The 20,734-nt window shown below is 68.1% G+C and carries 17 protein-coding genes; 11 read left to right on the top strand and 6 right to left on the bottom strand.

Annotated features, from left to right (window positions below; all coding sequences use genetic code 11):
* Window positions 1-8 precede the first annotated feature (8 nt).
* Complete coding sequence (gene pdeM / locus BM397_RS05370) at window positions 9-683, bottom strand: ligase-associated DNA damage response endonuclease PdeM (protein WP_245695941.1); 675 nt, start codon at window positions 681-683, stop codon at window positions 9-11.
* Between the two features lie 86 nt (window positions 684-769).
* Here pdeM and BM397_RS05375 point away from each other — a divergent pair, with 86 nt between their 5' ends.
* A complete protein-coding gene (locus BM397_RS05375; protein WP_092419396.1) occupies window positions 770-1,444 on the top strand; it encodes an SDR family NAD(P)-dependent oxidoreductase in 675 nt (224 codons plus the stop codon).
* Window positions 1,445-1,447: 3 nt separating this feature from the next.
* On the opposite strand, the gene BM397_RS05380 is transcribed toward BM397_RS05375, so the two are convergent.
* Window positions 1,448-3,856: a ligase-associated DNA damage response DEXH box helicase gene (locus tag BM397_RS05380; RefSeq protein WP_092419399.1), complete on the bottom strand. Its 2,409-nt coding sequence runs from the start codon at window positions 3,854-3,856 to the stop codon at window positions 1,448-1,450.
* Between the two features lie 261 nt (window positions 3,857-4,117).
* Between BM397_RS05380 and yghU the strand changes: the two genes are divergently transcribed.
* Complete coding sequence (yghU, locus tag BM397_RS05385) at window positions 4,118-4,975, top strand: glutathione-dependent disulfide-bond oxidoreductase (RefSeq protein ID WP_092419402.1); 858 nt, start codon at window positions 4,118-4,120, stop codon at window positions 4,973-4,975.
* Window positions 4,976-5,062: 87 nt separating this feature from the next.
* Here yghU and hisG read toward each other — a convergent pair whose 3' ends face one another.
* Genes hisG through hisS form a run of 3 tightly spaced genes read right to left on the bottom strand, consistent with a single transcriptional unit; the run spans window position 5,063 to window position 8,297 of the window.
* Window positions 5,063-5,755 (bottom strand): ATP phosphoribosyltransferase, encoded by a 693-nt coding sequence (gene hisG / locus BM397_RS05390; protein ID WP_092419405.1) that lies wholly within the window; start codon window positions 5,753-5,755, stop codon window positions 5,063-5,065.
* Window positions 5,752-6,834, bottom strand: a complete 1,083-nt coding sequence (locus BM397_RS05395; RefSeq protein WP_092419408.1) for an ATP phosphoribosyltransferase regulatory subunit — start codon at window positions 6,832-6,834, stop codon at window positions 5,752-5,754. The genes hisG and BM397_RS05395 overlap by 4 nt, the downstream gene beginning before the upstream one ends.
* Entirely contained in the window at window positions 6,825-8,297 is a 1,473-nt protein-coding gene (hisS, locus tag BM397_RS05400) for a histidine--tRNA ligase (protein ID WP_092419411.1), read from the bottom strand. The genes BM397_RS05395 and hisS overlap by 10 nt, the downstream gene beginning before the upstream one ends.
* A 242-nt stretch (window positions 8,298-8,539) precedes the next feature.
* Here hisS and BM397_RS05405 point away from each other — a divergent pair, with 242 nt between their 5' ends.
* From BM397_RS05405 to BM397_RS05445, 9 genes are all read left to right on the top strand, one after another.
* A complete protein-coding gene (locus BM397_RS05405; protein ID WP_092419414.1) occupies window positions 8,540-9,178 on the top strand; it encodes a helix-turn-helix domain-containing protein in 639 nt (212 codons plus the stop codon).
* A 144-nt stretch (window positions 9,179-9,322) separates the two neighbouring features.
* Window positions 9,323-10,210 (top strand): class II glutamine amidotransferase, encoded by an 888-nt coding sequence (locus tag BM397_RS05410; RefSeq protein ID WP_092419417.1) that lies wholly within the window; start codon window positions 9,323-9,325, stop codon window positions 10,208-10,210.
* 3 nt (window positions 10,211-10,213) lie between these two features.
* Window positions 10,214-10,897, top strand: coding sequence for a GltB/FmdC/FwdC-like GXGXG domain-containing protein (locus BM397_RS05415; RefSeq protein WP_092419420.1), 684 nt, complete (start codon window positions 10,214-10,216; stop codon window positions 10,895-10,897).
* A gap of 10 nt (window positions 10,898-10,907) precedes the next feature.
* Window positions 10,908-12,245: an FMN-binding glutamate synthase family protein gene (locus BM397_RS05420; RefSeq protein ID WP_092419423.1), complete on the top strand. Its 1,338-nt coding sequence runs from the start codon at window positions 10,908-10,910 to the stop codon at window positions 12,243-12,245.
* Between the two features lie 77 nt (window positions 12,246-12,322).
* Window positions 12,323-13,627, top strand: coding sequence for a type III glutamate--ammonia ligase (gene glnT / locus BM397_RS05425; RefSeq protein WP_092419427.1), 1,305 nt, complete (start codon window positions 12,323-12,325; stop codon window positions 13,625-13,627).
* 29 nt (window positions 13,628-13,656) lie between these two features.
* Window positions 13,657-14,907 carry a sarcosine oxidase subunit beta family protein gene (locus tag BM397_RS05430; RefSeq protein ID WP_092419428.1) on the top strand — a complete coding sequence of 417 codons (1,251 nt, stop codon included), beginning with the start codon at window positions 13,657-13,659 and terminating at the stop codon, window positions 14,905-14,907.
* A gap of 9 nt (window positions 14,908-14,916) precedes the next feature.
* Entirely contained in the window at window positions 14,917-15,207 is a 291-nt protein-coding gene (locus BM397_RS05435; RefSeq protein WP_092419431.1) for a sarcosine oxidase subunit delta, read from the top strand.
* Entirely contained in the window at window positions 15,204-18,149 is a 2,946-nt protein-coding gene (locus tag BM397_RS05440; RefSeq protein WP_092419434.1) for a sarcosine oxidase subunit alpha family protein, read from the top strand. The genes BM397_RS05435 and BM397_RS05440 overlap by 4 nt, the downstream gene beginning before the upstream one ends.
* On the top strand, window positions 18,142-18,699 hold the full coding sequence (locus BM397_RS05445) for a sarcosine oxidase subunit gamma (protein ID WP_092419437.1): 558 nt from the start codon (window positions 18,142-18,144) through the stop codon (window positions 18,697-18,699). The genes BM397_RS05440 and BM397_RS05445 overlap by 8 nt, the downstream gene beginning before the upstream one ends.
* A gap of 134 nt (window positions 18,700-18,833) precedes the next feature.
* Here the strand turns inward: BM397_RS05445 and ilvD are convergent, their stop codons facing one another.
* Window positions 18,834-20,663 (bottom strand): dihydroxy-acid dehydratase, encoded by a 1,830-nt coding sequence (ilvD, locus tag BM397_RS05450; protein ID WP_092419441.1) that lies wholly within the window; start codon window positions 20,661-20,663, stop codon window positions 18,834-18,836.
* Between the last annotated feature and the right edge of the window lie 71 nt (window positions 20,664-20,734).

The raw sequence follows: 20,734 nt of genomic DNA on the forward strand, positions 1-20,734 counted from the left end.
GTCTGCCGCTACCTCGGCATCGGCAGACGCACCGGCTTTGCCCCCGTCAGGATCGCCTGCGCGCCGTCGTCCATCAGCGCCGACAGAACCGCGCTGTCGGTCCGCAATCCGCCAGTATAGGCGCCGTAGGCCGGCATCAGCAGCCGCGACGTATCCAGCAAGAAACAGGGCCGCGAGATCACCCGCCCGCGCAGCACAAGCCGCGCCTTGGGGTGGTAGTGGCCCGAGACCTCGCCCGTCGCGTCAGGCTCGGCGATGTGCCGCAGTACCAGCCCGCCCAGCTCCAGCTCTGCCAGATGCGTGCCGCCCAGAGACACCGGGCCGGGATCGTGGTTGCCCTCGATCCACATCCAGTCGCGCCCCGCCTGCAGCCGGGCAATCCACAGCCGCTCTTCCTCGGGCAGCAGCAGGTCGAGCCCCGCTGCGTCAAAGCTGTCGCCAAGGCACACAACCCGGCGCGCGCCGGTGGCCTCGAGGTCGTGCTCCAGCCGCAGCAGGGTTTCCCGCCCCTCGTAGGGGGGCAGTAGCGCGCCGCCTTGTGCCGCCAGCCGCGCCGATTTGCCGAGGTGCAGGTCCGAAACCACCAGCAGTCGTTCGGAAGGCCAAAAAAGTGCCCCCGATCCCAGCGCCTCGAGCGCCGCGTCATGAAATTCGAAGCAGAGCCGTGTCATCGGCGTTGCCATGCCAGAGCGCTGCGCGCCCCGCAAGGCGCTTGCCGCCGGCACCGGGCCGCCCTAGCTGGCGGGCAGGACACAAGAAGGAGAGAGCCATGCGCCGCGCAATCGTCACCGGGGGATCGGGCCTCATCGGCCGGGGCATCTGCGCGCGGCTGATCGCGGCGGGCTGGGAGGTCGCCAGCTTCGATCTCGCCGAGGACGGTCCCGCCTGCCACATCCGCTGCGACGTCTCCGACGAGGCTTCGGTGAAGACTGCCTTCGACAAGCTCGGCTGGGACCGGCTCGATCTGCTGGTCAGCAACGCCGGGCGCACCGGCGGTATCGACATGGAGCTCGGGGCGACATCTCTGGACGACTGGAACGGGATGATCGGCAGTCATCTGACCGGCGCCTTCCTGATGAGCCGGGCGACGCTGCCGCTGATGGGGCAGGGCGGGGCGATTGTCATCATGGCCTCGACCCGGGCGCTGATGTCCGAGGGTGGGGATTTCGCCTATGCCGCCGCCAAGGGCGGGCTGATCGGGCTGACCCAGGCGCTGGCGGTGCAGCTCGGGCCGAGGGTCCGCGTCAATGCCATCGCGCCGGGCTGGATCAGCGGCGAGGCTGAATTGGCGATAGAGGACCACGCGCAGCACCCGGCTGGGCGCGTCGGCCGGAGCGATGACATCGCTGACGCCGTGCTCTATCTCGCGGATGCGGGCTTCGTCACCGGCCAGACGCTGACCATCGACGGCGGCATGACCAAGAAGATGATCTACGCCGAATAGCGCTCAGAGCTCGCCGATCCCCGCCTCCTGCAGCAGTGCGCCGATCTCCTCCTCCAGCAGCCGCGCCTCAGCGCTGCCCCGGATCGGCACCTTGCCGGGTTCGAGAAACAGCGGCGCCGAAAGCGGCGAGAGCCGGTCCAGCCGCACGAGGTCGATCCGCCCCGCGATTCGCGTGCACATCTCGCGGATGCGGGCGAAATCCACCAGACCGCGCATCGCCTCCTCGCGGGTGATCTGCAGCAGCAGGTGGTCCGGGTCGTATTTCACCAGCGTGTCGTAGAGGATGTCCGAGGACATGGTCGCCTGCTTGCCGGTCTTGCGCTGGCCGCCATGGTTGCGTTCGATCAGCCCGGCGATGGTGGCCGAGGCCCGGAAGGTGCGTTTCATCACCGCGTTGCCCGAGAGCCAGCCCTCCAGCCCCGCCTCCAGCGCCCGAAGATCAAAGAGCGGTGCCGGGTCGATCACCGCATCCAGCCCCCAGATCAGCACGGCGTAGTCGGTGGCGACAAAACCCATCGGAGCCAGCCCTTCCTCCTCCATGCGCTTGGTCAGCAGCAAGCCCAGCGTCTGCATCGCGTTGCGCCCGGCAAAGCCGTAGACCACCAGCTGCTCGCGCCCGTCATGCGGAAAGCTTTCGATCAGCAGCCGCCCGGGCTGCGGCAGGGAGGATGCATCGCGCTGAAGCCTCAGCCAGTCTGCGGTATGCTCCGGCAGCCCGGGCCAATCCTCCTGCCGGAACATCCGCAGGATGCGTTCCGAGAGCTGGGTGGAGGTGGCGAACTTGGTGCCCATGAAGGTGGCGATCTTCGGCTTGCGGTGAGCGTCGCGGCTCACCTGCACCACCATCTCGCGCAGCCCTTCATAGCGCACGATCTGCCCGCCGATGAGGAAGGTGTCGCCCTTCGTCAGCTGCGCCGCGAAACCTTCCTCGATCTCCCCCAGCGGTGCGCCGCCGCGACCGCGGTAGCGCACCTTGAGCGTATCCGTGTCCTGAATGGTGCCGATGTTCTGCCGGATGCGCGCCGCCGAGCGTGGATCACGCAGTTGCCAGAGCCCGTCGTCGCGCTGCTTCAGCCGCTGCCACTGGTCGTAGGCACGCAGCGCGTAGCCGCCGGTGGCGCAGAACTGCAGGCAAGCGTCGAACTCGGGTCGCGTCAGTCCCGCATAGGCCCCCGCCGTGGTCATCTCGGCATAGAGCGCATCCGCCTCGAACGGCCCTGCGCAAGCGGCGATGAGGATGTGCTGGCACAGAACGTCGCGTGGCCCGGGGCCGCGGCTCTCGCCGTCGAGATCGCGCGCCCGCACCGCCTCGAGCGCCGCCACGCATTCCACCACCTCGAAGCGGTTGGCCGGCACCAGCAGCGCCTTTGAGGGCGCGTTGTAGCGGTGGTTGGCCCGGCCGATGCGCTGCACGAGTCGTTTGACGTTTTTCGGCGCGCCGATCTGGATCACCAGGTCGACATCGCCCCAGTCGATCCCGAGATCCAGCGAGCCGGTGCAGACGATGGCGCGCAGCTCGCCGCGCACCATGGCGGCCTCGACCTTCTCGCGCTGGCCGCGGTCGAGCGAGCCGTGGTGGATGCCGATCGGCAGAGCCTCCTCGTTCTCCAGCCAGAGCTTGTGAAAGAAGATCTCGGCCTGCGCCCGGGTGTTGTGGAAGATGAGCGTCGTGCGGTGTCGTTTCACCTGCTCCAGCACCGCCGGGATCGCGTAGGCCGCGCCGCCGCCGGACCAGGGCGGGGCTGCCTCGGTCTGCAGCATCGAGATGTCCGGCTCTGGCCCCGGGTCGGCCTCGAGAATTTCGCAAGGGTCCGGGTGCTTCGCCAGCAGCCGGGCGATGGCCTGCGGGTCCTCGACCGTGGCCGAAAGCCCGACCCGCCGCAGCCCGGGGCACAGGGATTGCAGCCGCGCCAATGCCAGCATCAGCTGGTCGCCGCGCTTGCTTTCGGCCAGCGCGTGGATTTCGTCCACCACGACGCGCTGCAGCCCGTCGAAGATGCGCGGCGCGTCCTCGTAGGAGGTGAGCAGCGCCAGACTCTCGGGCGTGGTCAGCAGAATGTGTGGCGGATCAGCCCGCTGCCGCCGCTTGCGCGAGGACGATGTGTCGCCGGTGCGGTCTTCGACGCGGATTGGCAGCCCTGCTTCCTCGATAGGAATCAGCAGGTTGCGCCGGATGTCCGCCGCCAGCGCCTTAAGCGGCGAGATATAGAGCGTATGCAGCCCGGGCCGCGGCGCCTCGGTCAGTTCGGCGAGGGTCGGCAGGAACCCGGCCAGAGTCTTGCCACCCCCGGTCGGCGCGATGAGCAGAAGGGCCGGCGCACCGGCCCGCTCCAGCATGGCGCGCTGGTGAGGGTGCGGGCGCCAGCCACGGGCGGAGAACCATCGGTCGAGAGAGCTGGGCAATTCGGACATGCTCTCCAAGATAGGCGCGCTTCGCTCGTGGAAAAGCGCGTCGCATGTCCTTTCGCCTAGGTGAAAATATCCCGGGGGAGGCCGCGTGGAGCGCGGGCGGGGGCAGAGCCCCCGGGGGCCGGCACCACGGGACTGGGAGATCCGCGGACACCTGCGCAGCGAAAGCCTCACACCCACTTGTGCCGCCATGCACAGCGCCGGCTCTGGCCTTTCGGGCGCAAACCACTAGGGTTCGCCCCAATCAGACAATGGAGCCCTCTCATGAACGCCGCATATACCCCTCCCAAGGTCTGGACATGGGACGCCGAGAACGGCGGCCAGTTCGCCTCGATCAACCGTCCCATCGCCGGGGCGACCCACGACAAGGAGCTGCCGGTCGGCAAGCACCCGTTCCAGCTCTACAGCCTCGCCACGCCCAACGGCCAGAAGGTCGGGGTGATGTTCGAGGAACTGCTCGCCGCCGGCCATGACGCCGAATATGACGCCTGGCTGATCAAGATCGGCGACGGCGACCAGTTCGGCTCGGGCTTCGTGGACGTGAACCCGAACTCGAAGATCCCGGCGCTGATGGACCGCTCCGGAGACAAACCCGTGCGGGTCTTTGAATCCGGCGCCATCCTGCTGCACCTGGCCGAGAAGTTCGGCGCCTTCCTCGGCAAGCCCGAGGACCGGGCCGAAATGCTCAGCTGGCTGTTCTGGCAGATGGGCAGCGCGCCCTATCTCGGCGGCGGCTTCGGGCATTTCTACGCCTATGCGCCGGAGAAATTCGAATACCCGATCAACCGCTTTGCGATGGAAACCAAGCGCCAGCTCGACGTGCTCGACCGCAACCTCGCGGACCGCAGGTTCATGACCGGCGACGAATACACCATCGCCGACATCGCGATCTGGTGCTGGTACGGCAACCTCGCGCTCGGCCGCCAGTACAGCGCTGGCGATTTCCTCGACGTGGAGAGCTACAAGAACGTCCAGCGGTGGGCGCAGGAGATCGACGCGCGCCCGGCGGTGAAGCGCGGCCGCATGGTCAACAAGGCCACCGGCCCGCTCGAAGAGCAGCTGCACGAACGCCACGACGCCTCGGATTTCGAGCTGCGCACGCAGGACAAGCTGGAAGCGTGAAGGGAGGAGCAACGTCCTTCGAAGGACGTTGCAAATCTCTTCGAAGAGATTTGGCCCGGGCGCTCTCGCTCCCGGGCCTTTTCTTGATCAGACGCCGAGCATCTCGGTCAGCACGCGCAACGCCTCGCGGTCGGCGTCGTTCATCTTCGCGGCGCGCGAGCGGAAGAGCGTGGCCTGGCTGCGCAGCACCGGCTCCTCGGCCAGCACCTTGAGATGGTTGGCGCGCAGCGTCTCGCCGGTCGAGGTGATGTCGGCGATGGCCTCGGCGGTGAGGTTCTTCACCGTGCCCTCGGTCGCGCCCTGGCTGTCGACGAGCTGGTAATCGGCGACGCCGCCCATGCGCAGGTAGTCACGCACCAGCCGGTGGTATTTGGTCGCGATGCGCATCCGGAAGCCATGGCGCGCGCGGAAGGCGGCGGCGGCCCCGTCGAGATCGTCGAGCGTGTCCACGTCGACCCATGCGGCGGGCACGGCGACGATGAGATCGGCCTGTCCAAAGCCCAGCTCGGCCAGCGGCTCGACCTTCTGGTCCCATTGCACCAGCTTTTCGCGGATTAGGTCGGTGCCCGTGACCCCGAGGTGGATGCGCCCGGCGGCGAGCTCGCGCGGGATTTCCCCGGCCGAGAGCAGCACCAGCGACACCCCTTCGACGCCCTCGACCGCGCCCGCGTATTCGCGGTCCGAGCCGGTGCGCGACAGCTTCACGCCGCGCGCACCGAACCAGTCGAAGGTCTTCTCCATCAGTCGGCCCTTGGAGGGCACGCCAAGCTTGATGCTCATTTCGCGACCTCCAGAAGGATGCCCGGGCGGATCACCCCGCCCACCGCCGGGATTTCCTGACCGCCGCCGAGCCGCCGGGTCAGCGCATCGTAGCGCCCGCCGGTGGCGATGGGGGGCAGGTCCGGACGGCTTTCGCAGACGAAGCCGAAAGCGAAACCGTCGTAATATTCCATCGAGCTGCGACCGTAGCTGGCCTCGAAGTCCAGCTCCGCCACGTCGACGCCGCGTGCCGAGAGGGCATCGCAGCGGCGCTCGAATGTCTCGAGCGCGGGCAGCAGGGCGGGCATGTCCACGGCGATGTCGCGCAGGTGCTCGAGCGCAAAGGAACAGGTCTCACGCACCGCCAGAACGGCGTCGATCAGCTCGACCTGTCCGCGCGAGAGCGCGGGCTGCGCGGCATCGGCGCGCAGCGCGGCGATGCGGGTCTCGATCTCGCGCTCGGAGCGCAGGCCGATCACCGGCCCGGCCGTGGCCATGGGCGCGCCCTGCGCCAGCATGGCGGCGCGGGTGGCGGGCACCGGCGTCTTGCCCGAGAAACGGTCGAGCAGCGCGCGGAAGCGGCGCGGCCGCCAGATGTGGCGGAGCAGTGCGTCGCGGCGCTCCTGCGAGGTCTGCAGCCCCGCGACGGCGGCGGTCAGGATGCCGATGTCGCCGGTCACCGGGCGCAGGTTCACCGGCTTCAGCACCTCGGCAAAGAGGCCGAAGACCTCGGCGTCGAGCTTGGCCTGATCGCCCCGGTCAAAGACCTCGTAGCCCACCTGGTAGTATTCCGAGGGGCGCTCGGGATGCTCTTCCTGGCGGCGGAAAACCTCGCCCGCATAGGTGTAGCGGGCCGGCTCGGCGCCGTCGGACATGTGCATCTCGACCACCGGCACGGTGAAGTCGGGGCGCAGCATCATCTCGCCGCGGCTCGGGTCGTGGGTCACATAGGCGCGGGCGCGGATGTCCTCGCCGTAGAGGTCCAGCAAAGTCTCCGCCGACTGCATGATCGCGCAGTCGAGCGGCTGCGCGCCGGCCTCGGCGAAGACCGCCCTCAGCCGCTCCGCCTCGGCCTTCTCGGCGGCGAAACTCACGCCCATTGGCTCAGGATCTCGCGCACCTTGGCGACCAGCTGGTCGCGCGGCACCTCGTATTGCGAGGGGCGTTCCTTCCACTCTTCGAGGCTGGCGCTCTGCGCCAGCTTCGCGCCGAGGATCAGGTCCTTGATCTGCACCACGCCGCGCTCTTTCTCGTCGCCACCTTCGATGACGGCCACGGGGGATTCGCGCTTGTCGGCATACTTGAGCTGGTTGCCGAAGTTCTTCGGGTTGCCGAGGTAGACCTCGGCGCGGATGCCGTTGTTACGCAGCTCGGCGACCATCGCCTGATAGTCGGCCATGCGCGCCTTATCCATGACGGTGACCACCACCGGACCCTGCGCGGTGCCGCCGATGCGGCCCTTGGCGCGCAGCGCGGCGAGCAGCCGGTCGACGCCGATCGACACGCCGGTCGCTGGCACCGATTGGCCGGTGAAGCGCTTGACCAGATCGTCGTAGCGCCCACCGCCCGAGACCGAGCCGAACTGCCGCTTGCGGCCCTTCTCGTCGAGGATCTCGAAGGTCAGCTCCGCCTCGAACACCGGGCCGGTGTAATAGCCGAGGCCGCGCACCACCGAGGGGTCGATCTCGATGCGGCTGGAGCCGTAGCCGCCCGCGTCGAGCAGCGTGGCGATCTCTTCGAGCTCGTCCACGCCCTCGGCTCCTACCGCCGAGCCGCCGATGGCGGCGCGCAGGTTGGCGAGCGTCGCGGCGGCGTCCGTGCCCTTAGAGGTCAGGAAGGCCAGCACCGGCGCCGCCTGATCATCGGAAAGGCCCACGCCGTCGATATAGGCGCCAGATGCGTCGAGACGACCCTTGCCCAGCAGCTCGCGCACGCCGCTCTCGCCGACCTTGTCGAACTTGTCGATGGTGCGCAGAACGGCCTGCTGCTGCGCGTCATCCGACAGGCCCATGGTCTCGAGCACGCCGTTGAGAACCTTGCGGTTGTTGACCCGCACAAGGTAGTCGCCGCGCGGGATGCCGACCTCTTCCAGAGTGTCGGACAGCATCGCGCAGATCTCGGCGTCGGCGGCCACCGAGGGCGCGCCCACGGTATCCGCATCGCATTGATAGAACTGGCGGAAGCGGCCCGGTCCGGGCTTTTCGTTGCGCCAGACCGGCCCCATGGCATAGCGCCGGTAGGGGGTCGGCAGGTCGTTGCGGTGCTGGGCGTAGACCCGCGCCAGCGGCGCGGTCAGGTCGTAGCGCAGCGCCACCCAGCCGTCGTCATCGTCTTCCCAGGCAAAGACACCCTCGTTCGGACGGTCGACGTCCGGAAGGAACTTGCCGAGCGCCTCGACGGTCTCCACGGCGGAGCTTTCCAGCGCCTCGAAGCCGTAGCGATGATAGACCCCGGCGATGGTATGCAGCATATGTGCACGCTCGGTCACTTCCGTGCCGAAATAGTCGCGGAACCCCTTGGGCGTTTGTGCCCGGGGGCGGGGGGCTTTCTTTTCCTTGGCCATGGCCTCGCTCCGGCTGTCCAGATTGCGCGCATCCCATAGCCGCTTGACCACCAAGGAGCAAGCAAAGGCCTTGGGGTCCGAGGCTTTGGCGATCCTGCCCGCACGATTGTGTCCGCCGGGGCGCGGGCGACGGGGGCGCGGGAGAGGGGTCTTGCCGAGACTGCGGCGGTATGCGCAGCCTTGTGGCTTACGGGGGGCGTCGTGTCGCGCGCGCCGTGATGGCGCAAGACGAAGGAGCACCGATGGCCAAGCAGGACGACAAGGCGCTGCGGCAGAACCCACACGCCCTGCGTGAACAGCGCGAGAAGAATCTCGAGGTGGCGATCGGGCGGCAGGTGCGCGATCTGCGCAAGCGGCAGCGGATGACGGTGGCCGATCTGGCCACGCAGACCGGCCTGTCGGTGGGCATGCTGTCGAAGATCGAGAACGGCGTCATCTCGCCCTCGCTCACCACCATCTCGACGCTGGCCCATGCGCTGCGCGTGCCGCTGGTGCAGCTCTTCTCCGGCTACGAGGAAGAGCGTGGCTGCATGCACGTCAAGGCGGGCGAGGGGGTGGAGATCGAGCGCGCCGGCACCCGTGCCGGTCACCAATACCACCTGCTCGGCCACATCGGTTCGAACAACTCGGGCGTGGTGGTCGAGCCCTACATGATCAGCCTCGACAGCGAGAGCGACCAGTTCCCCACATTCCAGCACGAGGGGATCGAGCTGCTCTACATGCTCGAGGGCGAGATGGGCTACCGGCACGGCGACCGGCTCTACCGGATGGAGCCGGGCGACTCGCTGCTCTTTGATTCCGACGCGCCGCACGGGCCGGAAGAGCTGATGTCGCTACCGATCCGCTACCTGTCGATCATTACCTACCCCCAACAGCGCTGACTCTGCCCAAAACGCAGGCAGAAATTCCGGAGAGGAAAATAATTTTCCCCACACGGATGATTTTCTTGGAGGGAATAAAGTTTTCTCAATAGTGATCTTGATCAAAGGGCGGTCCCGCCCGTTCCTGAACACTATGGAGGACCCATGTGCGGCATCGTTGGCCTTTTCCTGAAAAAGGATGACCTGCGCCCCCAGCTGGGCGACATGCTGACCGACATGCTCATCACCATGACCGATCGCGGCCCGGACAGCGCCGGCATCGCGATCTACGGGGATGAAGCGGCCGGTCTGAAGATCACCGTCCAGTCGGACACGCCGGACGAGGATTTCGCCGGTCTCGACGCGGCGCTCTCCGGCGCGCTCGACACCGAGGTGGCGATGCGCGTCGCCAGCACCCACGCCGTGCTGACCCTGCCGCTCGACAAGGAAGCCAAGGCGCTGGCCTTCCTCGAGGCGCGCGGCCTGCGGGTCATGGGCTCGGGCGAGAGCATGGAAATCTACAAGGAAGTCGGCCTGCCCAAGGACGTCGCCGCCCGCTTCGGCATCCGCGCGATGGGCGGCAGCCACGGCATCGGCCACACCCGCATGGCAACCGAAAGCGCGGTGACAACGCTCGGCGCACATCCGTTCTCCACAGCGGGCGACCAGTGCCTCGTGCACAACGGCTCGCTGTCGAACCACAACGCCATGCGCCGAAAGCTCGCCAAGAAGGGCGTCTTCACCAAGACCGAGAACGACACCGAGGTGGGCGCTGCCTATATCTCCTCGCGCATCGCCGAGGGTGCGTCGCTGGGCGAGGCGCTGGAAGGCACGCTGAAGGACCTCGACGGCTTCTTCACCTTCGTCACCGGCACCAAGAACGGCTTCGGCGTGGTGCGCGACCCCATCGCCTGCAAGCCCGCCGTGATGGCCGAGACCGACGACTACGTCGCCTTCGCCAGCGAATATCGCGCCTTTGCCGACCTTCCGGGGATCGACGCCGCCCGCGTCTGGGAACCCGAGCCCGCCACCGTCTACTTCTGGGAGCGCTGATCCATGCCCGTTCTGGATATGCTGAAAACCGAGCTGCGCGAGGTCAACGCCACGCTTCAGGCGGCCGCCAAGGCCAAGGGCAACGAGGCCTTCACCATCGAGAACCCGCGTGGCGCGCATGCCATGGCGGTGGGGCTCGACGGGCCGATCTCGGTCACCGTGAAGGGCTCGACCGGCTACTACTGCGCCGGGATGAACAAACTCGCGACCGTGCATGTGACCGGCTCCGCCGGACCGGGCGTGGCCGAGAACATGATGTCCGGCGAGGTGATCATCGAGGGCGATGCCAGCCAATACGCCGGGGCCACCGGCCATGGCGGGCTGCTCAACATCAAGGGCAACGCCAGCTCGCGCTGCGGCATCTCCATGAAGGGCATCGACATCGTCGTGCACGGCAACATCGGCCACATGTCCGCCTTCATGGCGCAGAAGGGCAATCTGGTCGTTCTGGGCAATGCCGGGGACGCGCTCGGGGACAGCCTCTACGAGGCGCGGCTCTTCGTGCGCGGCTCGGTGAAATCTCTGGGCGCGGACTGCGTCGAGAAGGAGATGCGCCCCGAGCACCTCGAGATCTTGCGCGGCCTGCTCGAACGCGCCGGCGCGGATGCCAAGCCCGAGGAGTTCAAGCGCTACGGCTCGGCGCGCAATCTCTACCATTTCAACATCGATCACGCCGACGCCTACTGAGGAGCGGACCATGGACAAGACACCCCAGAAGACTCCCCAGACCGACCCGCGCCAGTCCTGGACCTTCTCGCGCGAGATCAACTCCGAGATCCGCCGCGCGGCGGCGACCGGCATCTACGACATCCGCGGCGGAGGGGCGAAGCGCCGCGTGCCGCATTTCGACGATCTGCTGTTCCTCGGTGCCTCGATGAGCCGCTACCCGCTCGAGGGCTACCGCGAGAAGTGCGACACTTCGGTGGTGCTCGGCACGCGCTTTGCCAAGAAGCCGATCGAGCTGAAGATCCCGATCACCATCGCCGGCATGTCCTTCGGCGCGCTCTCGGGCAACGCCAAGGAGGCTTTGGGTCGCGGCGCGACGCTTTCCGGCACCTCGACCACCACCGGCGACGGCGGCATGACCGAGGAAGAACGCGGGCACAGTGAAAAGCTGGTCTACCAGTACCTGCCGAGCCGTTACGGCATGAATCCCGACGACCTGCGCCGTGCCGATGCCATCGAGGTGGTGGTGGGGCAGGGCGCCAAGCCCGGCGGCGGCGGCATGCTGCTTGGCCAGAAGATCACCGAGCGGGTTGCCGGGATGCGCGATCTGCCCGTGGGCATCGACCAGCGCTCGGCCTGCCGTCACCCGGACTGGACCGGGCCGGACGATCTGGAGATCAAGATCCTCGAACTGCGCGAGATCACCGGCTGGGAAAAGCCGATCTACGTGAAGATCGGCGGCGCGCGCCCCTACTACGACACCGCGCTGGCGGTGAAGGCCGGGGCCGACGTGGTGGTGCTCGACGGCATGCAGGGCGGCACTGCCGCAACGCAGGATGTGTTCATCGAGCACGTCGGCCAGCCGACGCTGGCCTGCATCCGTCCCGCGGTACAGGCGCTGCAGGATCTGGGCATGCACCGCGAGGTGCAACTGGTGGTCTCGGGCGGCATCCGCACCGGCGCGGATGTGGCCAAGGCGCTGGCGCTCGGCGCGGATGCGGTGGCCATCGGCACCGCCGCGCTGATCGCGCTCGGCGACAATGATCCCAAGTGGGAAGACGAGTATCGCGAGCTCGGCACCACCGCCGGGGCCTATGACGACTGGCACGAGGGCCGCGACCCAGCGGGCATCACCACGCAGGATCCGGCGCTGATGGCGCGTCTCGACCCCATCGCCGCCGGACGCCGGTTGCGCAACTATCTCAACGTGATGACTCTCGAATGCCAGACCATCGCGCGGGCCTGCGGCAAGAGCCATGTGCACAATCTTGAGCCGGAAGACCTCTGCGCGCTCACGATGGAGGCCGCAGCCATGGCGCAGGTGCCGCTTGCCGGGACAAACTGGTGGCCGGGCAAGGGCGGGTTCTGACCGCCTTAGCCCCGGACGCAAAACGGCGAGGGCGGCCAACGCCCCGTCGACACCAACAGGGAACGAAAGGGACCACCATGGCTGATCTGGCCGAATTCGCCCGGGCGCGCGGCGTGAAATACTTCATGATCTCCTACACCGACCTCTTCGGCGGCCAGCGCGCCAAGCTGGTCCCGGCGCAGGCGATCGCGGACATGCAGGAGGACGGCGCAGGCTTTGCCGGCTTCGCCACATGGCTCGACCTCACCCCGGCGCATCCCGACATGCTCGCCGTGCCGGACGCCGAGGCGGCGATCCAGCTGCCGTGGAAACCCGAGGTGGCCTGGGTGCCCGCCAATTGCGTGATGGAAGGCGACGACGTCGAGCAGGCGCCGCGCAACGTGCTGCGCAAGCTGGTGGCCGAGGCGGCCTCGGAAGGGCTGCGGGTGAAGACCGGGATCGAGGCGGAGTTTTTCCTGCTCACGCCCGAGGGCGACCAGATCTCCGACGCCTTCGATACCGCTGAGAAGCCCTGCTACGACCAGCAGGCGGTGATGCGCCGCTACGACGTGATCGCCGAGATATGCGACTACATGCTGGAGCTGGGCTGGGGCCCGTATCAGAACGACCACGAGGACGCCAACGGACAGTTCGAGATGAACTGGGAGTATGCCGACGCGCTTGTCACCGCCGACCGCCACAGCTTCTTCAAGTTCATGGTGAAATCTGTGGCCGAGAAGCACGGGCTGCGCGCCACCTTCATGCCGAAACCCATCGAGGGGCTGACCGGCAACGGCTGCCACGCGCATATCTCGGTCTGGGATGCCGAGGGCAAGGTCAACGCCTTTGCCGACAAGGACAAGGAACTGGGCCTGTCGGATCAGGGCCGGCACTTCCTCGGCGGCATCATGAAGCACGCCGAGGCGCTGGCGGCGATCACCAACCCGACGGTGAACAGCTACAAGCGGATCAACGCGCCGCGCACCACCTCGGGCGCCACCTGGGCCCCCAATACCGTGACCTGGACCGGCAATAACCGCACCCACATGGTGCGCGTGCCCGGCCCCGGCCGCTTCGAGCTGCGGCTGCCCGACGGCGCGGTGAACCCCTACCTGTTGCAGGCGGTGATCATCGCCGCGGGCCTCTCGGGCGTCCGCTCCAAGGCCGATCCGGGCAAGCGCCACGACATCGACATGTACGCCGAGGGCCACCTGGTGAAGGACGCGCCGCGCCTGCCGCTCAACCTGCTGGATGCCATCCGTGCCTATGATGCCGACGCCGAGCTCAAGGAGATGATGGGCGCGGAATTCTCGGCCTCCTACAGCAAGATGAAGATGCAGGAGTGGACGTCCTTCGTGTCGCATTTCTCCCGTTGGGAACGCGACAACACGCTCGACATCTGACCCTTCCCTCATTGCACAAGAGCTGAGCCATGCATTTCTCCGGCCTGCGGGTCATCAAGGAAGCCCTCACCGGCCACAAGGGCTGGAAACCGCTCTGGCGCGATCCCGAGCCCAAGCCGGCCTATGATTTCGTCATCGTGGGCGGCGGCGGGCACGGGCTCGCCACCGCTTTCTATCTCGCGAAGACCTTCGGTCAGGCGAAGGTGGCGGTGCTGGAGAAGGGCTGGCTCGGCTCGGGCAACATCGGGCGCAACACCACGATCATCCGCTCGAACTACCTGCTGCCTGGCAACGAGCCGTTCTACGAGTTCTCTATGAAGCTCTGGGAGACGCTCGAGCAGGAGACCAACTTTAACTCGATGGTCAGCCAGCGCGGGATCATCAATCTCTACCACTCCGACGCGCAGCGCGATGCCTACCGGCGGCGCGGCAACGCCATGCTGCTGGCCGGCGCGGATGCGCAGCTGCTGGGGCCCGAGGACCTGCGCGCGCGGCTGCCCTATCTCAACTTCGACAACGCCCGTTTCCCGATCAAGGGTGGCCTCCTGCAGGCCCGCGCCGGCACCGCCCGGCATGACGGCGTCGCCTGGGGCTACGCGCGCGGCGCCGACATGCGCGGCGTCGACATCATCCAGAACTGCGAAGTCACCGGTATCCGCATCGAGGGCGGCGCGGTGAAGGGGGTCGAGACCACGCGCGGCTACATCGGTGCGGGCAAGGTCGGCGTGGCGGTCGCGGGCTCGTCCAGCCGGGTCATGCAGATGGCCGGGATGCGCCTGCCGATCGAGAGCCACGTGCTGCAGGCCTTCGTCTCGGAGGGTCTGAAGCCGCTCATCGACACGGTGATCACCTTCGGCGCCGGGCATTTCTACATCAGCCAGTCCGACAAGGGCGGGCTGGTCTTCGGCGGCGACATCGACGGCTACAATTCATACGCGCAGCGCGGCAACCTGCCGGTGGTCGAGGACGTGGCCGAGGGCGGTATGGCCCTCATGCCGATGATCGGTCGGGCGCGGCTGCTGCGCAGCTGGGGCGGCATCATGGACATGTCGATGGACGGCTCGCCGATCATCGACGCGACGCCGGTGGATGGGCTCTACCTCAATGCCGGCTGGTGCTACGGCGGGTTCAAGGCGACGCCGGCCTCGGGCTACGCCTTCGCGCATCTGCTGGCGACCGGTCGCTCGCACGAGACCGCGACCGCCTACCGGCTCGACCGCTTCGCGCGCGGGCATCTCATCGACGAAAAGGGCGCCGGCGCCCAGCCGAACCTGCATTGAGGTGACACGATGCTGATCCCGCACCCGCTCCTCGGCCTGCGCGACGCGCAGGAGTTCACCTACCTCGGCGACGCCGCGCTGCTCGATCGCCCCTCGCCCGAGGGCGAGGGCGCCGAGGCGGCCTTCTGCGACTACGTCTTCCTGCGCGGCAACCCGGCGGGCGTGCACCGCGAGCTGTGGTTCCACGAGCAGGGCGACCGCTCGTGGCTGGTCGTGACCCGCAACACGCTGACCCATGAGATCCTCGGGGCCGAACTGGCTTCGAAGGTGGCAAAGGCCCTGAAGGGAGCCGCCGAATGACCCGTATCCCCGGCGGCCTGATCGACCGCAGCCAGACGCTCACCTTCAGCTTCAACGGCAAGCGCTACACCGGCCATCCCGGCGATACGCTGGCCTCGGCGCTGCTGGCAAACGGCGTGCACCTGATGGGCCGCTCGTTCAAGTACCACCGCCCGCGCGGGCCGGTCTCGGCCGGCAGCGAAGACCCCAACGCCCTCGTCACCCTGCGTAGCGGCGCCCGCGCCGAGCCGAACACCCGGGCCACCGTGGCAGAGCTCTACGACGGGCTCACCGCGCGCAGCCAGAACCACGTCGGCCCACTCGGCTTCGACGCCATGGCGGTGAACGACCTGCTCTCGCCGGTCTTCGCGGCGGGCTTCTACTACAAGACTTTCATGTGGCCGCGGGCCTTCTGGGAAAAGCTCTACGAGCCGATGATCCGCCGCGCGGCGGGTCTCGGCGCCCTGTCGGGCGAGGCCGACCCCGACTCCTACGACCGGGGCTACCTGCACTGCGACCTCTTGGTCATCGGCGCGGGCGCGGCGGGGCTGTCGGCGGCGCTGACCGCCGCCCGCGCCGGCGCGCAGGTGGTGCTGGCCGACGAGGACTTCCGCCTCGGCGGTCGGTTGCTGGCCGAGAGCGATCCGCTGGACGGCGGACCCGCAAGCGATTGGGTGGCCGAGGTCGAGGCCGAACTGCGCGCGCTGCCGAACGTGCGCATTCTGACGCGGACCACCGTCTTCGGCACCTATGATCACGGCATCTTTGGCGCGGTCGAGCGGGTCGCCGACCATCTTCCGGTGCCCGGTACAAGCGTGCGCCAGACGCTCTGGAGGATCACCGCGAAACGCAGCGTGCTGGCGGCGGGCGCGACCGAGCGGCATATCCCCTTCGCCAGCAACGACCGTCCGGGGATCATGATGGCGGGCGCCCTGCGCGCTTATGCCAACCGCTGGGCGACATTGCCGGTGGCAGGGCCGCAGGACCGCATCGCGGTCTTCACCAACAACGACGATGGCCACCGCACCGCGCTGGATCTGCTGGCAAAGGGTGCCAATCTCCTCGGCGTGATCGATCCGCGTGCGGATGCGCCGCGCTTCGGCGACTACCAGCTCTTTGCCGGAGCGCAGGTCACCGGCACACATGGGCGGCTGGGATTGAGTTCGATCGAGATCACCCGTGACGGCCGCGCCGACTGGCTCGAATGCCATGCGCTTGGCGTCTCGGGCGGCTGGAACCCCAACGTGCATCTGGCCTCGCACCACCGCGGACGCCCGGTCTGGAACGAGGAGCTACAGGCCTTCGTGCCGGGCGAGGGCGGGCCGCAGGGCCTCATCCCCGCCGGTGCCTGCGCCGGGCGCGGCTCGACCTCTGCCGCGCTCGGGGATGGCGCGCGGGCGGCGCAGGCGGCCCTGTCGGAGCTTGGGATCAGCGCGGCGCTCCCCCGCCTGCCCGAGGCCGAAGACAGGCCCCTGCGCCAAACCGCCTTTTGGCATGTGCCGGGCAAGGCGCGCGCCTGGGTGGACTTCCAGAACGACGTGACCGTCAAGGATATCGCGCTGGCCCACAAGGAGAACATGCGCCCGGTCGAGCACCTGAAACGCTGGACCACGCTCGGCATGGCCACGGATCAGGGCAAGACCGCCAATGTCACCGCGCTCGCCGTGATGGCCGAACTCACCGGCAAGGCGATCCCCGAAACCGGCACCACCATCTTCCGCCCGCCCTATACCGGCGTCTCGCTCTCGGTGCTCGGCGGCGGCGACACGGGCAAGGACTTCCGCCCGACGCGCCTCACCCCGACGCATCACTGGGCCGAGGCGCAGGGCGCGGCCTTCGTCGAGGTCGGGCCGTGGCTGCGGGCGCAGTATTTCCCGCGCCCCGGCGAGACCCATTGGCGCGAAAGCGTAGACCGCGAGGCGAAGGCCGTGCGCAGCGCCGTCGGTCTCTGCGACGTGACCACGCTGGGCAAGATCGACGTGCAGGGCCGCGATGCCGGGGAATTCCTCAACCGCGTCTATTCCAACATGATGGGCACGCTGAAGGTCGGCCGCGTCCGCTACGGGCTCATGCTGCGCGAGGACGGGCATCTCTACGACGACGGCACCTGCGCACGGATGGCCGAAGATCACTACGTGGTCACCACTACCACCGGCAACGCCGGGCTGGTCTACCGCAACATGGAATTCGCCCGGCAGTGCCTCTGGCCGGAGCTCGACGTGCAGATCATCTCGACCACCGATGCCTGGGCGCAGATCGCCGTGGCGGGGCCGCGCTCGCGCGAGCTGCTGTCGCGGATCGTGGACGGGTTCGACCTGTCGAACGAGGCCTTCCCCTTCATGGCCTGCGCCTCTCTCTCTGTCTGCGGAGGCTTGCGCGCGCGGCTTTTCCGCATCTCCTTCTCGGGGGAATTGGCCTATGAGGTCGCCGTGCCCGCTCGCTACGGCCATGCGCTGATGCAGCGGCTTATGGCGCAGGGCGCGGATCTCGGCGTCACGCCCTACGGCACCGAGGCGCTCGGTGTGCTGCGCATTGAAAAGGGCCACGCGGCGGGGGCCGAGCTGAACGGCCAGACCACGGCGGCGATGATCGGGCTTGGCATGATGGTGTCGGGCAAGAAGGACTCGATCGGTGCGGTCATGTCGCGCCGCGAGGGGCTGGCGGAGGACAGCCGCCGCCTTGTAGGTCTGCAGCCGGTGGACCCCGAGGCGAAGGTGGTACCCGGCTCGCATCTCTTCGCCGACGGAACTGCGCAGGACATGGCGCATGACCAGGGTTGGATCACCTCGGCCTGTTTCTCGCCGCATGTCGGCAGCTCCATCGGCCTTGGGTTTCTCGAGGATGGCGCGGCGCGCATGGGTGAGGTGATCCTCGCCGCCAATCCGCTGGAGGGCAGCTGCGCCGCACTGCGCGTGGTCCCGCCGCATTTCGTCGACCCAGAAGGAGAGCGTCTGCGTGGCTGACCTCCGTCCCCTCACGGCGCTCGGCGCCGACACCGCGCGCAGCGCCCGCTTCGGCGCGCTCACCCTGACCGAACGGCCCGATATCGCGCTGGCCTCGCTGGCGCTGCGCGCCGGCGCTGCCGAGCCCGCGCCCTTCGGCCTGACGCTGCCCGGACCCGGCGGGCTATCGGGCTCGCAGGATCACGCGGCTTTCTGGACCGGTGCGGGGCAATGGATGGTTCTGGCCGAAGGGCGTGCCGAGACCGACTTCGCCGCCGAGCTGCGCGCCGTGGCACCCGGATGCTCGGTGACCGAGCAGACCGACGGCTGGGCCGGGGTCGACATCACCGCGCCCGGCGCGGATCCGCTGGAACGGCTCACCGAGCGACTGGTCAACCTGCCGCCCGAGGCGCTCGCCCCGGGCCGCGCCACCCGCACGGTGCTGCATCACATGCCGGTGCTCGCGCTGAGGCATTCGGATACGCGGCTCACGCTGTTCGCCATGCGGTCCGCCGCGGCCAGCCTGTGGCACGCGCTGGAGACCTCCGCGCAGCGTCAGGCGGTGAGCTGAGCTGCCGCCTGTTCCCGGGGGCCTCCCGGAGCGGTCGAGGTGACGGGGGCACAGGCCCCCTCTGCAAGGCGCGAAACGCAAACCGGCCGCCCCCTTGGGGGCGGCCGGTGCATTTCCTGCAGAGCGGGTGGCGCTCAGATCTGGCGCACGGCACCCTTGGCGGCCGAGGTGGTCAGCGCCGCATAGGCCTTCAGTGCCTTCGACACCTTGCGCTTGCGCTGCTCATCCGGCTGCCAGCCTTTCTCCTCGCGCGCGGCGCGACGCTCGGCGATCACCGCGTCATCCACCGCGAGGTTGATCTTGCGGTTGGGGATGTCGATCTCGATGAGATCGCCCTCTTCCACGAGGCCGATGGTGCCGCCCTCGGCCGCCTCGGGCGAGACGTGGCCGATCGACAGGCCCGAGGAGCCGCCCGAGAAGCGCCCGTCGGTGACCAGCGCGCAGTCTTTCCCGAGGCCCTTCGATTTCAGGTAGGAGGTCGGGTAGAGCATTTCCTGCATGCCCGGACCGCCGCGCGGGCCTTCATAGCGGATCAGCACCACATCGCCCTTGTGCACCTTGCCGGTGAGGATCGCGCTCACCGCGGTGTCCTGCGATTCAAAGATGCGCGCCGGGCCGGTGAATTTCAGGATCGACTCGTCCACGCCCGCGGTCTTCACGATGCAGCCGTCCTCGGCGAGGTTGCCGTAGAGCACGGCAAGGCCGCCGTCCTTCGAGAAGGCATGCTCGGCGTCGCGGATCACCCCGGTCTGGCGGTCGAGGTCCAGCGTGTCGTAGCGCATTGACTGCGAGAAGGCAGTGGTCGAACGCACGCCGCCCGGCGCGGCGCGGAAGAAGTCGTGCACCGATTCCGAGTTGGTGCGGGTCACGTCCCAGCGGTCGAGCGCATGGGCCATGGTCTCGGCGTGCACCGTGTGCACCGAAGTGTCGAGCAGCCCGGCGCGGTCGAGCTGGCCGAGGATCGACATGATGCCGCCGGCGCGGTGCACGTCTTCCATGTGCACGTCATCCTTGGCGGGCGCGACCTTGCACAGCACCGGCACATTGCGCGAAAGCCGGTCGATGTCGGCCATCTCGAAGGGCACTTCGCCCTCGTTCGCGGCGGCCAGAAGGTGCAGCACGGTATTGGTCGAGCCGCCCATGGCGATGTCCAGCGTCATGGCGTTCTCGAAGGCCTTCACCGTGGCGATCGAGCGCGGCAGCACCGAGGCATCGTCCTGCTCGTAGTAGCGCTTGGCCAGATCGACGATCAGGTGGCCGGCCTCGACGAAGAGGCGCTGGCGGTCCGAGTGGGTGGCCAGCGTCGAGCCGTTGCCGGGCAGCGAAAGACCGAGCGCCTCGGTCAGGCAGTTCATCGAGTTGGCGGTGAACATGCCCGAGCAGGAGCCGCAGGTCGGGCAGGCCGCTTCCTCGATCGCCTGCACCTGCGCGTCGGTGTATTTGTCATCGGCGGCGGCGACCATGGCGTCGACAAGGTCCAGCGCCTTCTCGGTGCCTTCCCAGTTGACCTTGCCCGCTTCCATCGGGCCGCCCGAGACGAAGACCACGGGGATGTTGAGGCGCATGGCGGCCATCAGCATGCCGGGGGTGATCTTGTCGCAGTTGGAGATGCAGACCATCGCGTCGGCGCAATGCGCGTTGACCATGTATTCGACCGAGTCGGCGATGATCTCGCGCGAGGGCAGCGAGTAGAGCATACCGTCGTGGCCCATGGCGATGCCGTCATCCACCGCGATGGTGTTGAACTCCTTGGCGACGCCGCCGGCCTTTTCGACCTCGCGGGCGACCATCTGGCCCAGATCCTTCAGGTGCACGTGGCCGGGCACGAACTGGGTGAAGGAGTTCACGATCGCGATGATCGGCTTGTTCCAGTCGCCATCCGTCATGCCTGTGGCGCGCCACAGGCCGCGGGCGCCGGCCATGTTGCGGCCGTGGGTGGTGGTGCGGGAGCGATAGGCAGGCATGGGGCATCCCCTCGGAGTTTTGGATTACCGGGGGTGTTTAGCGCCCATAGGGGGCAGCGGCAAGGGCAAGG

Origin of the sequence: Alloyangia pacifica (assembly GCF_900116195.1) — a bacterium.
GTDB classification, from domain to species: domain Bacteria; phylum Pseudomonadota; class Alphaproteobacteria; order Rhodobacterales; family Rhodobacteraceae; genus Salipiger; species Salipiger pacificus.

Excerpts from the sequence above, each read along its gene's own strand:
- pdeM (WP_245695941.1), bottom strand. The coding sequence starts at position 683 with ATGGCAACGCCGATGACACGGCTCTGCTTCGAATTTCATGACGCGGCG.
- BM397_RS05375 (WP_092419396.1), top strand. The coding sequence starts at position 770 with ATGCGCCGCGCAATCGTCACCGGGGGATCGGGCCTCATCGGCCGGGGC.
- BM397_RS05380 (WP_092419399.1), bottom strand. The coding sequence starts at position 3,856 with ATGTCCGAATTGCCCAGCTCTCTCGACCGATGGTTCTCCGCCCGTGGC.
- yghU (WP_092419402.1), top strand. The coding sequence starts at position 4,118 with ATGAACGCCGCATATACCCCTCCCAAGGTCTGGACATGGGACGCCGAG.
- hisG (WP_092419405.1), bottom strand. The coding sequence starts at position 5,755 with ATGAGCATCAAGCTTGGCGTGCCCTCCAAGGGCCGACTGATGGAGAAG.
- BM397_RS05395 (WP_092419408.1), bottom strand. The coding sequence starts at position 6,834 with ATGGGCGTGAGTTTCGCCGCCGAGAAGGCCGAGGCGGAGCGGCTGAGG.
- hisS (WP_092419411.1), bottom strand. The coding sequence starts at position 8,297 with ATGGCCAAGGAAAAGAAAGCCCCCCGCCCCCGGGCACAAACGCCCAAG.
- BM397_RS05405 (WP_092419414.1), top strand. The coding sequence starts at position 8,540 with ATGGCCAAGCAGGACGACAAGGCGCTGCGGCAGAACCCACACGCCCTG.
- BM397_RS05410 (WP_092419417.1), top strand. The coding sequence starts at position 9,323 with ATGTGCGGCATCGTTGGCCTTTTCCTGAAAAAGGATGACCTGCGCCCC.
- BM397_RS05415 (WP_092419420.1), top strand. The coding sequence starts at position 10,214 with ATGCCCGTTCTGGATATGCTGAAAACCGAGCTGCGCGAGGTCAACGCC.
- BM397_RS05420 (WP_092419423.1), top strand. The coding sequence starts at position 10,908 with ATGGACAAGACACCCCAGAAGACTCCCCAGACCGACCCGCGCCAGTCC.
- glnT (WP_092419427.1), top strand. The coding sequence starts at position 12,323 with ATGGCTGATCTGGCCGAATTCGCCCGGGCGCGCGGCGTGAAATACTTC.
- BM397_RS05430 (WP_092419428.1), top strand. The coding sequence starts at position 13,657 with ATGCATTTCTCCGGCCTGCGGGTCATCAAGGAAGCCCTCACCGGCCAC.
- BM397_RS05435 (WP_092419431.1), top strand. The coding sequence starts at position 14,917 with ATGCTGATCCCGCACCCGCTCCTCGGCCTGCGCGACGCGCAGGAGTTC.
- BM397_RS05440 (WP_092419434.1), top strand. The coding sequence starts at position 15,204 with ATGACCCGTATCCCCGGCGGCCTGATCGACCGCAGCCAGACGCTCACC.
- ilvD (WP_092419441.1), bottom strand. The coding sequence starts at position 20,663 with ATGCCTGCCTATCGCTCCCGCACCACCACCCACGGCCGCAACATGGCC.